Source organism: Streptomyces sp. MUSC 14 (genome assembly GCF_001866675.1).
In the GTDB taxonomy this organism is placed as follows: domain Bacteria; phylum Actinomycetota; class Actinomycetes; order Streptomycetales; family Streptomycetaceae; genus Streptomyces.
Window position 1 is genome coordinate 153546 of sequence record NZ_MLYN01000028.1, and the last position, 11064, is coordinate 164609.

Annotated in this window: 8 protein-coding genes; 6 read left to right on the forward strand and 2 right to left on the reverse strand. The window is 75.4% G+C overall.

From position 1 onward, the window contains the following. Nucleotides 1–19 precede the first annotated feature (19 nt). Nucleotides 20–787 (reverse strand): polysaccharide deacetylase family protein, encoded by a 768-nt coding sequence (locus BIV25_RS19315; RefSeq protein ID WP_071373589.1) that lies wholly within the window; start codon nt 785–787, stop codon nt 20–22. Between the two features lie 155 nt (nt 788–942). Between BIV25_RS19315 and BIV25_RS19320 the strand changes: the two genes are divergently transcribed. The 6 genes from BIV25_RS19320 (at nt 943) to BIV25_RS19345 (ending at nt 9892) form a co-directional block, all read left to right on the forward strand. Continuing rightward, entirely contained in the window at nt 943–1584 is a 642-nt protein-coding gene (locus BIV25_RS19320; protein WP_071373590.1) for a phosphoribosyltransferase, read from the forward strand. A 92-nt stretch (nt 1585–1676) separates the two neighbouring features. Then, complete coding sequence (locus BIV25_RS19325; RefSeq protein ID WP_107486183.1) at nt 1677–3707, forward strand: serine protease; 2031 nt, start codon at nt 1677–1679, stop codon at nt 3705–3707. Then, nucleotides 3704–6034, forward strand: a complete 2331-nt coding sequence (locus BIV25_RS19330; protein ID WP_107486184.1) for a serine/threonine-protein kinase — start codon at nt 3704–3706, stop codon at nt 6032–6034. Before BIV25_RS19325 ends, BIV25_RS19330 begins: the two co-directional genes overlap by 4 nt. A 20-nt stretch (nt 6035–6054) precedes the next feature. Beyond that, nucleotides 6055–7578: a VWA domain-containing protein gene (locus BIV25_RS19335; protein WP_071373591.1), complete on the forward strand. Its 1524-nt coding sequence runs from the start codon at nt 6055–6057 to the stop codon at nt 7576–7578. Then, the gene (locus BIV25_RS19340; protein WP_071373592.1) at nt 7575–8540 is read left to right on the forward strand and encodes a hypothetical protein; all 966 of its coding nucleotides are present in this window, start codon (nt 7575–7577) and stop codon (nt 8538–8540) included. The genes BIV25_RS19335 and BIV25_RS19340 overlap by 4 nt, the downstream gene beginning before the upstream one ends. Further along, nucleotides 8537–9892: an extracellular solute-binding protein gene (locus BIV25_RS19345; RefSeq protein ID WP_079176728.1), complete on the forward strand. Its 1356-nt coding sequence runs from the start codon at nt 8537–8539 to the stop codon at nt 9890–9892. The genes BIV25_RS19340 and BIV25_RS19345 overlap by 4 nt, the downstream gene beginning before the upstream one ends. Nucleotides 9893–10084: 192 nt before the next feature. On the opposite strand, the gene BIV25_RS19350 is transcribed toward BIV25_RS19345, so the two are convergent. Beyond that, complete coding sequence (locus tag BIV25_RS19350; protein WP_071373593.1) at nt 10085–10876, reverse strand: trypsin-like serine protease; 792 nt, start codon at nt 10874–10876, stop codon at nt 10085–10087. Nucleotides 10877–11064 lie beyond the last annotated feature (188 nt).

Genomic DNA, 11064 nt, shown 5'->3' on the forward strand with positions numbered 1-11064 from the left:
AGAGGTCCCGTGACGGGCGTCAGGGGCGGTACACCTTGCCGGGCTCCACCGTGCCGGGCGCCAGCAGCTGAGGCACCGTCACGAAGACGTAGCCGCGCTCCTTCAGGGCGTCGATGACGCCGGGCACGGCGGGCACGGTGCCGGGGTAGATGTCGTGCAGCAGGATGATCCCGTCCCGCGACGCCTGTTCGAGCACGCGCTTCCTGATCAGCGCCGAGTCGTTGGTCGTGTAGTCCTTGGCGGTCACGCTCCACAGCACCTCCGCCATGCCCATCTCCTTCGCGATCTCGTGCACGTCGGAGTCGGTACGGCCCTGCGGCGGGCGCATCAGCGTGGGCCGGTGCCCGACGAGCCGCTCGATCGCGTCGTTCGGGCGCTTCAGTTCGTCGCGTATCTGCGCGTCCGGCATCTCGGTGAGGATCTTGTGGTCCCAGGTGTGGCTCGCCACCTCGTGGCCCTCGGCGGCCATCCGCTTGACCAGCTGCGGGTACTTCTCGATGTGGTTCTTGCCGAGCAGGAAGAAGGTGGCCGGGACCTTCTTCTCCTTGAGGATGTCGAGCAGCCGCGCCGAGTTCTCGCTGGGGCCCGCGTCGAAGGTGAGCGCGATGCACTTGGCCTCACGGCAGTCGACGGTCCCGAGCTTCGCCGGTGCCCCCTTCGCCGCGGCGGCCCGCGCGGTGCTGGGCGAGGTCGTGTCGACCTGGGCGCAGCCGGAGAGCGCGAGGGTCAGTGCGGCGGCCGCCGAGGCGAGCACGACGGGACGCAACCTTCGGGCGGTCTCGCGCATCTTCCCGGGGGCATGCTCGGTCGTCGGGGTCTTGTCGGTCCAAAGAGCCATACGAGGACTGTACACGCAGTGTATAACCAAATCTTTACCGAGGCGCCTCGGCCCGCACCGTCGTAGCACCATGGAGACAGGGGCCGCGCGGAGGAGGACCAGCCATGCGCTTCAGGGACCGTGCCGAGGCCGGGCGGGAACTGGCCGGACTGCTGGTGGACCTGTGCGCGCGAGAAGCCCTCGCCGACCCCCTCGTGCTCGCGCTGCCCCGGGGCGGCATCGCCGTCGCCGAGCCGGTCGCCCGCGCCCTCGGCGCCCCGCTCGACGTGCTCGTCGTCCGCAAGATCGGCGCGCCGCACCACCAGGAGTTCGCCGTCGGCGCGCTCGCCGCGGACGACCCGCCGCTCTTCGACGCCGGCACCCTCGACATGCTCGGTCTGACCGAGGAGTACATGGCCCCGGCCGTCGAACGCGAGCGGCGGGAACTGCGCCGCCGCGAGGAGCGCTACCGCGCGGGCCGCCCGCCCCCCGACCCGGCCGGGCGCACGGTGATCGTGGTCGACGACGGGCTGGCCACCGGCGCCACCGCCCGCGCGGCCCTGCGCCACGTCCGCCGCCGGGGCCCCGCCCACCTCGTCCTCGCCGTACCGGTCGGCGCGCCCGACTCGGTCGAGTCGCTCACCGGCGAGGCCGACACGGTCCTCTGCCCGCACCGGCCGGCCGGCTTCGCCGCGGTGGGGCAGTGGTACGAGGACTTCGAGCAGCTCACCGACGCGCAGGTGCTGGCCGCGCTGCACGCGCACTGAACAGCCCCTCGCCCGCCGCGGCCCCCGCCTCTCGGCAACGCCCCCGTGCACACCAGTAGTTGTGGATCGGTACGCGGAGTAACTTGGAGGCCATGACGCGCACGGGGGAGCGAGCCGTCACGACGCGGTTACGGATGCCGTCCTGGATCGCCCGGATCGAGGCGCCGGACGGGCAGGTGCTCGGTGCGGGGGTGCTGCTCGCCCCGGACCGCGTGCTCACCGCCGCGCACGTCGTCGTGCCCGGCCGGCGCTACGCCGTCCGCCTGGTCGCCGTGCCCGGCCTGGACGCCGTACCCGCCGGCGTCCGCGAGGACGAACACGTGCCGCAGCGCGAGGACGGTCTCGGCGACCGCAGCGGGGACCTCGCCCTGCTGCGCCTGGACCGGTGCCTGCCCGACGGCCACGCCACCCGGCTCCACCGGCTCGCCGTGCCGTACGGAGCGGTCAGCATGTACGGCTTCCCGGACGGCGACGACGGCGGCCGCTGGCACGGCGCCACGCTGGAGGCGGCCCGGGGCCGCGACAGCCAGGTGCAGCTGCGCCCGCGGACCCCCGGCGAGCTGGCCGCGCCCGGCTTCAGCGGCGGCCCGGTGGTCGACCACGCGACCGGCCGGGTCATCGGCATCGTCCTCAGCGTGGACGAGGGAACCCCCTCCGCCTTCAGCTACATGAGCCCCACCGAGACCATCCTCAGCCATCTGCCGCAGGTCGCCGCCTGGACCGACGGCGCCGAGGCCGTCGACCCCCGGCTGCGCACCGGCGCCCAGGACACGTCCGGTGCGCTCGACGTGCCGTTCGCCACCGAACTCGCCGCCTGGTTCCGGGGCGAGGGCTGGCCGGTGCGCGTCACCGTCGTCCCCGAGCGCGGCGACCGCGACTGGACGCTGGGCCGGGCCGTCACGCTCGCCGACCGGGAGCTGCGCACCGACCGGAACACCAGCGTCGTCAGCCACGACCCGCCCGAGACGGTGCCCCCGGCCGGCGCCCACGATCTCGCCCTGGACGCGGGCGGGCTCACGGCCGCCGAGGTCATGGACCGGGTCGCCGCCCGGCTCGGCATCCGCGACGACCCCCGGCCCGAACGGCTCGGCGCACTGCCCGTCCCGCTCGCCGCGGTCCTGGTCGGCGTCGACCGGGCCGCCGAACCCGCCGCCCTGCTCGGCCTGCTGGACAGGCTCGCCCGCCAGGGCGCCCGGCTGCTGCTGGTCTTCCGCCGCGAAGGGGAACGCGCCGAACACGCCACCGAGCTGCTCGTGAACCGCCCGCTGCGCGAACGCTGGGCCCGGCTGCACGGCGAACTCGACCGGATCGTGGAGGAGTTGGGGCCGGCCCTCGACCGGCTCCGGGACCGGGTGCTGCCCGGCCCCGGCGACCGCCGGCTGGTCGAGCAGGCCGAGGGCGGCCTGCGGCGCACCCGGATGCTGCGCGCCTGGGTCGCCCACACCCCGGACCACGAGCACGAACCCGCCCGCGCCGGGCTGCTGTTCGCGTTCGAGGACGCCGCCGAGCGCCGCCGCCGGCGCCTGGAACAGGCCATCGGCCACCTCGACACCCGCCTCCACCGCCGCGAGGAACTCCTCGGCCGGGTCAGCGCCGAGTGGCCCCTGTGCCGCCGCCGCGCCGCCGAGGCGGCACAGGGCGTCCCGCTGGGGCGGGCCGCCTCCGGCACGGCGGGCACGTCGGGTGCGCCGGGAACGCGCGGCGACCCGGCGGTGTCCGGCGACCCCGTCATGGAGGCGTACCTGCTCTACGAGCACGCGCTCTCCGTGCTGCGGCACACGCCGTGCGACGTCGAGCGCGCCGAGGCGGCCGTCGAGCGCTTCATCGCCTTCTGCTCGGCGCCCACGTCCGGGAGCCCCGCCGGGACAGGGGACACCCCGCTCCCGCCGCCGGACGGCTCCCGCCCCGCGGACCCGGTCCCCGCAAGCCCGGCGGCGGCCCGGGGCGGCCCGGCCGCGGCGCAGGGCGATTCCGGTGCGGGCACTCCGGTGCGGGCGCCCGGTGACCCCGTTCCGGGAAAGCCGGCGGTGGCACCGGCCGAAGCGGTCACCGCGCAGGGTGATTCCGGGCCCGGGGCTCCGGCGCACCGGGTTCCCCGCTCCGGAGAGGGGAGAGCGTCGTGATCCCGTGCGTCCGGCCCGGCTGCGCGGGGCACATCATGGGGACCGGCTACTGCGACACCTGCGGGCACCGGCACATCGAGGCGCACAGCGAGCCGCCCGCGCGGGCCGCGCGACCGGTCCCGTCCGCCGCCGAGGAGAGCGCCGGGCCGCCCGTCGTGCACGCGGTCGCCGGGGTCGGGGAGCTCGACCCGCACGGCCTGGTCGTCCTGCCGGAGGTCCCCGTACCGGACGACGTCCTCGTGGCCGACCCCCGCCCGCCCACCGGCGGCCGCCGCTGCGGAGCGGACGGCTGCACCATGACCGTCGGCCTCGGCTACGGCGGCCAGAGCGCCCGCGCCACCGGCCGCTGCCCGCGCTGCGGCACGCCGTACTCCTTCCTGCCCCAGCTGGACAAGAGCGACGTGGTCGCCGGCCACTACCGGGTCCTCGGCTGTCTCGCCCGCGGCGGCCTCGGCTGGATCCATCTCGCCGAGGACACCCGCGCCGACGGCCACCGGGTCGTCCTCAAGGGCCGGATCGACGTCCACGACACCCGCGCCCGCCTCGGCGCCGTCGAGGAGCGCCGCTCCCTGACCGCCCTGCACCACCCCGACATCGTCCGCATCATCACCTACGCCGACCACCGCGCCCCCGGCCGCCCGCCCACCGGCTACCTGGTCATGGACTACATCGGCGGCCGCTCCCTCCAGCAGCTCTTCGACGCCGACGACGCCGAGCGGATCTTCCACGGCCGGCCCCGCCTCGACCACGTCCTCACCTACGGCTGCAAGATCCTCGGCGCCCTGCAGTACATGCACGAACGCGGGCTGCTGTACTGCGACATGAAGCCGGCCAACGTCATCCACTTCGGCCGGGCGGTCAAGGTCATCGACCTCGGCGCGGTCCGCGCGATCGGCGACCGCACCTCCGCGTACGTCTACACGGCCGGCTTCGCCCCGCCCAAGGAGGAGATCGACCGGCGCGGCTGGCACGTCGACAGCGACCTCTACACCGTCGGCATGACCCTCCAGGCCCTGCACCGCGCAGCCGAACCGGCCCGCGGGCTCGCCCCCGCCTCCTTCCGCCGGATCGTCGACCGCGCCACCCATGCCGAACCCGCCGCCCGGTTCCGTTCGGCCGCCGAGATGTCCCGCCAACTCTGGGAAGTGTTACGGGAGTTCCGCTCGCTCCAGTTCGGCGAGCAGCTGCCGGAGAGCTCCACCCGGTTCCGCGCCGCCGGCGCCGGCCTCGACGCCGGGCTCGGCGCGATCCCGGCCCTGGACCACTGGACCGCACGCCCCGGCGCACGGCCCGTACCGCTGGACGTCGCCCCGCCCGCCGCCGCCGAGGTCGCGGGCGCCCTCCCGGAGCCGGTGCCCGACCCCGCCGACGGCGCCGCCCTGCTGCTGGACACGTTCTCGCCCGACGCCGCCGACGAGGTCGCCCTGGACTGGTCCCGCGAAGCCCGGCTCGGCACCCCCGAGACCGCGCTGTGGCTGTGCCGCGCCTACCTCAGACGCGGTGAGCGGCGCCAGGCCGAGAGCTGGCTCGCCGAGGCCGAGACCCAGCTCGGCGAGCGCGCCGCCGCCCACGACTGGCGCCTCGCCTGGCACCGCGGCGTCCTGTGCCTCAGCCGGGGCGAGGTCGCCGAGGCCGGGGACCACTTCGGCGCCGTGTACGGCGCACTGCCCGGCGAGTACGTCCCCAAACTGGCCCTCGGCTACTGCGCGGAGCACACGGCCGGGCAGGCCGAGGCCGAAGCAGGCGCACACGGGGAAGGGGAAGCCGGAGCCGAGTCCGAGGCCGCGCGGGTCCGCCGGCAGTGCATCGCCCGCGCCGCACTGTGCTACGAGGCCGTGTGGAAACGGGACTTCGCGCACACCGCCGCCGCGTTCGGGCTGGCCCGCTGCCATCTGGCCGACGGCGGCCGGGACGCGGCCGTCCATGTCCTCGACGACGTCCCGGCCACCTCCCGCCACCACGACGCCGCCCGGATCGCGGCGGTACGCGTCCGCGCCGGCCTCCTGCGCATCGGCCCGCCCTCGCCGGCCGATCTGGCCGACGCCGCCCGGCGGCTGCCCGAACTGCGCCTGGACGGCGGCGCCGCCGACGGCGAGTCCCGGGCCCGGCTGGCCGCCGAGGTCCGCGAGCACGCCCTGTACGGCCGGCCGGAGCCGGGCTGGGGCGAGGCGTGCGCCGGGGACCTCCTCGGGCCCGGCGACGAGGACGGCCTGCGCACCCTGCTGGAGCACTCCTTCCGGCAGCTGGCCGCGCAGGCCCGCACCGCCGCGGAACACGGCCGGCTCCTCGACCTGGCCCACGCGGTCCGCCCGACGACCACCTTCTGACCACCACGTGGGGGACGACGATGACCGTGCCCGGACCGATCGAGGTGACGCTCGCGGTCGGCCAGCAGAAGGAACTGCCCGCCGCCGCGCCCACGACCGGGGGCTGTGCCGGCCGGGAGATGCACGCCATCCTGGAGATCGGCGTCAGCAGCCACGGCGGAGCGGGGCTCGCCGCCGGCCCCGGGGCGCGGCCCGCGCTCGCCGAGGTGCTGATCGTCGACACCTCCCGCTCCATGCTCCACCCGGCCGCCAAGCTGCACGCCGCGAAGGACGCCACCGTCGCCGCGGTCCGGCTGCTGCCCGACGGCACGCCCTTCGCCGTGCTCTCCGGGCGGTTCCGGGCCGGTGTGGTCCATCCCGGCCCCGGCGGCCCGCCGATGGCGGTCGCCGGGCCCGCCGAACGCGACGCCGCCGAGCGGGCCGTACGGATCCTGGACGCGGACGGCGGCACCGCCATCGGCACCTGGCTCGACCTCGCCCGCCGGCTGCTGACGCGGCAGAGCGCCCCGGTCAAGCACGTCCTGCTGCTGACCGACGGGCGCAACGAGCACGACCACCGGGCCGCCATGACCCTCCGGACCGCGCTGGACGCGTGCGAGGGCCGGTTCGTCTGCGACGCCTGGGGCATCGGCGACGACTGGGACGCCGAGCTGCTGCTGCGCATCACCCGGCGGCTGCACGGCCGGGCCGGAGCGGTCCGCGACGAGTCCGAACTGACCGCGGCCTACGAGGAGTTGATGCGGGACCTGCTCGGCACGGCGGTACCCGAGCTGCGCATCAGACTGACCCCCACCCCCGGCACGGTGATCCGCCGGATCACCCAGGTGGTGCCGCACGAGCAGGAGCTGACCGCCGTCCCGGCCGCCGGCTCCGGCGGCCGCGCCACCGAGTACGTCACCCGGGCCTGGGGCGACGAGGTACGGCACTTCCAGGCCGTCCTGAGTGCCGACCCGACCGGCCGCGAGACCGGCGAGGACCTCCAGCTCGCCGCCGTGGAGGTGGTCGTACCCGAGGCCGGACGCCCGGTGCGGCTGCCCCCGCCGAGACCCGTCCTGGTGCGCTGGACCGACAACCCCCGCGACGCCTCACGACAGCATCCCGGGGTGCGCCGGCGCGAGCTGTACCAGCAGGTGGAGGGCGCCGTGGCCGAGGCCTACCGGGCGTGGCTGCGCGGCGCCGAGGGCCGGGCGGCGGCGGACCGCGCGCTGGCGCGGGTGCTGGCCGTGGCCGGTGAGCTGGGCGACGCCCAGCTCGTGGGCGCGCTGCGGCGCATCGAGGAGAAGGGAGAGGACGGGACCGGGCCGGGCACGGGCCGGGTCCGCAGCGGCCTGAAGGACGTGGACTGGCAGCACCTGATCCTCTCCAGCGCGCTGACGACCCCGCCCGAGCCCTCCGCCCCCGGCCCGCCACCCGGCGCCGGCCGCGCGCCGGAGGGCGGCCCCGGGGACCTGGTCGAGTGCCCGGAGTGCAAGTGGCTCGGCCCGGCCGACTCCGCCTACTGCGGAGGCGACTGCGGCCGCCCCCTGAGGGGGTCTCCCGCATGACCCCGGCGTCCGTGCCCGTCAGGTCCCCGCACGACACCGGCCGCCCCGGCGCGGGCGTCAGCGGTACGGCGCACGGCCTCGCCGTACGCCACCGGCTGCTCCTGCTCCTGTCGGGGCTGCTGACACTCTGCCTGTTCCTGTCGTACGAGGGGGTGCACGGGGACGCCGGTCCGTTGCGCAGCGCCAGTGCTCCGGCCGTGCTGTCCCTCGACACCGCCCTGTACGCGCTCGACGAGGCCCAGCGGGACGCCGGCGCGGCGGCGCCGACCAGCGACTTCCAGAAGCAGATCTCGGTCGCCGCGCAGAGTCTCGCGGCCGCCGCCGGGGACGACATCGGCGGGGCGGCGGGCCGGCAGGCCCTCCAGACGGCCGCCGGCCTCATCACCGTGTACGCCGTCAAGGTCCAGCAGGCCCAACTCCAGCCCGCCGGCAGCGTGTTGCGCCAGGCCTACCTGAGCTACGCCACCAGCGTCCTGACGGACCAGGGCTCCGGCATCCGGGCCCGGCTGACGGCGCTGCGCACCCAGCTGCGTGCCACGGTGCACCGCCAGACCGCCTTCGGGCCGCTGCTGTGGTGCGGCTGGACCGCCACCCTGTTGCTGACCCTCGTCCTCGCCGCGGCCCTGCTGGAGACCCAGCTGTTCCTGCGCCGCCGCTTCCGCCGCCGGTTCAACCGCGGGCTCCTCGCGGCGGGCGCCCTGCTCGTGTCCTGGGTGGCCACCGCGCTGCTGTTCACCTCCCGGACGCACCGGGGCATGGCGCACACCCGCGCCCTGCTCGACCGCCCGCTGTCCGGACCGCTCATCACCGACGCGGGGCGGCACACCGCCTCGTACCTCGCCCACACCGGCTTCCGTGCGTCGGCGGCGGTGTGGATCCTGATCGGAGGCATCCTGCTCATGGCCCTCGCCGAGACGGGACTGCGGCGGCACATCGACGACTACCGGTTCAGGCCCCGGTGAGCGCCCCGCACACCGGCCCCACGCCGGCCACCGCCCCCGCGTCCGCCCGTGCCCCCGTCGCCGCCCCGCGCCGCCGCCGTGCCCGCACCCTCACCGTGCTGGCGGGCTGCCTCGTCCTGCTCGCTGCGGCCCTCGTCGCCGGCGTACGCGCCCTCGGGCAGGAGCCGACCGTCACCCTGCTGGCGAACTGGACCGGCACGGACGAGCGCAACTTCCGCGCGACGGTCCTCGACCCGTTCGCGCGCACGCACCACATCCACGTCGACTACCAGGGCAGCTCCGCCGAGAGCCAGGTGCTCGGCGCCGACGTCGAGGCCGGCACCCCGCCCGACGTGGTGGTGCTGACCGGGCCCGGCGAACTCGCCGGCTACGCCCGGCAGGGACAGCTGAAGCCGCTCGACGGCCTGCTGCCCCGGACCGGCTTCGGCGCGTCCTGGACCACGCCGCTGGACGGGCACGTGTACTGGTTCCCCCTCAAGGCCGACCTGAAGAGCATCGTCTGGTACCCGGCCGGCATGAGCGCACAGCAGCGCGCCGCGGCCGCGCGGCAGCCCGGGCAGTGGTGCCTCGGCATGGGCTCCGGGGCGACCAGCGGCTGGCCCGGCACCGACTGGATCGAGGACATCCTGCTCCAGCAGTACGGCCCGGACGCCTACCAGCGCTGGGCGCGCGGTGCACTGCCCTGGCGGTCCGCGCAGGTGAAGGGGGCCTGGACGACCTGGGGCCGCCTCGTCGGCGCGGGCGGGGACCCGGCCCTGGTGCGCCGGGCGCTGAAGACGCCGTACCAGGACGCGGCCGAGCCGGTCACCCGCACCCCGCGCGGCTGCACACTGGAGCACCAGGCGTCCTTCATCCGCAGCCAGGACCCCTGGAAACGCGCCGACGGACGGTACGAGCCCTCCGCCCGGCTCATCCCCGGGGCGAAGGCCGGCGACGCCTGGGAGGTCTCCGGCGACCTGGTCGCCCTGCTGCACGACACCTCACCGGCCCGCACCCTGATCCGCTACCTCGCCTCGGCCGGCGCCCAACGCGCCTGGAACGCCAGGGAGTCGGGCTTCTCCGTCAGCCCCGACGCCCAGCCCGCCCCTTCCGCCCGGGGCGCCGACTGGCACCGGTCCCTCGCCGCGACCCTCCTCGACGACCGCGCGGTGCACTGCTTCGACGCCTCCGACGCGATGCCGCCCTCGGTGCGCGACGCCTTCGCCGAGGCGACGATCGAGTACCTCGCCCACCCCGACCACCTCGGCACCCTGCTGACGAACCTGGACTCCCTGCGCCTGGCCCACGCCCTGACCTGGCTCCAGTCGGTGTGCGACCACGCCGGCCCACCGGGAGGCCGGGAGACGCCCTGAAGAAACGCCGGGATCACCCGATCGAAGGATGTGCGCGAGATCCCGTTTGCGGCCGTCGTACGGCGTTGAGCGGCCCCCCGACGGCTCAACGCCGTACAGCAATGGAGAGGGGGACGTTGCGGGCCGCTCGTGGTGGCCCGCAACGTCCCCCTGGTATCGACCTGAGGGATGCTCAGGTGTGCTGTTTCCCGGTCACGCGCGGATCTGCGCGGTCACGAGGTCCGAGAAGGTGGCCAGCCGGGTGTAGACACCCGGGTAGCCGGCCTCCGCGCACCCCTCTCCCCAGGAAGTGATCCCTGCCAGGACGCCCCCGATGAGCAGGGGACCGCCGCTGTCGCCCTGGCAGGTGTCTGTGCCGCCGGACGCGTATCCGGCGCAAACCATGTCGGACTGGACGAAGTCCGAACCGTAGGAGGTCTTGCAGCTGGAGTCGGCCACGAGCGGGACGGTCGCGGTCCGCAGCTGGTTGGAGGACCCGCCGTTCTCCGAGGTGGTGCCCCAGCCGAGGATGCGGGCCGTGGCGCCGGTCGTGTACACCCCGGTGTCCGAGGCGGACACGTACTTCGCCGCGGTGTACGGCATCGACGTCGACAGGGTCAGCACGGACACGTCGTTGCCCTGCGTGGCGTCGGTGTAGTTCGGGTTGATCCAGATCTTGCTGACCTTGCTGACCGTGCCGTCGGTGCCGTTCAGGAAGGTCCGGCCGCCGACCACCCGGACGCTGCTCGTCGACTCGCCGACCATGCAGTGCGCGGCCGTGACGACCTTGTCGGCGGCCACCAGGGTGCCGCCGCAGAACTGGTTTCCGGAGGCGTCCGTGATCTGCATGACGAACGGGTACGCCGCCGTCGTGGTGGTCGTACCGCCGACGATGGGCTGCGGGGCCGCGCTCGCCGTGGGGGAGGCGAGCAGCGTGGTCGCCGCGGCGGCGGCACCGGCCACCGTGATCGCGGCGGTCTTTCTGGCACGTCTGAGCCCGAACATGAGTCTCCTCAGTGGGGGTTGCACCGGTGGGGGGTCGCACGGGCGGGGTGTACGGGGTTCGCGGGACCGGACCCCGTGTGCCCGGGCGAGCGGCACGTCCTTTACGCTAGGACCCGGAACCGTCGGCTCCCAATGAGGGAACCCCCTAGCGGGTGGCGTGAGGGAAAACCCTCGGTCCGGTTCAGTTA

What these genes read in the sequence shown, in the direction of transcription:
- BIV25_RS19315 (WP_071373589.1), bottom strand. Translation starts at nt 787, where the DNA reads ATGCGCGAGACCGCCCGAAGGTTGCGTCCCGTCGTGCTCGCCTCGGCG.
- BIV25_RS19320 (WP_071373590.1), top strand. Translation starts at nt 943, where the DNA reads ATGCGCTTCAGGGACCGTGCCGAGGCCGGGCGGGAACTGGCCGGACTG.
- BIV25_RS19325 (WP_107486183.1), top strand. Translation starts at nt 1,677, where the DNA reads ATGACGCGCACGGGGGAGCGAGCCGTCACGACGCGGTTACGGATGCCG.
- BIV25_RS19335 (WP_071373591.1), top strand. Translation starts at nt 6,055, where the DNA reads ATGACCGTGCCCGGACCGATCGAGGTGACGCTCGCGGTCGGCCAGCAG.
- BIV25_RS19340 (WP_071373592.1), top strand. Translation starts at nt 7,575, where the DNA reads ATGACCCCGGCGTCCGTGCCCGTCAGGTCCCCGCACGACACCGGCCGC.
- BIV25_RS19350 (WP_071373593.1), bottom strand. Translation starts at nt 10,876, where the DNA reads ATGTTCGGGCTCAGACGTGCCAGAAAGACCGCCGCGATCACGGTGGCC.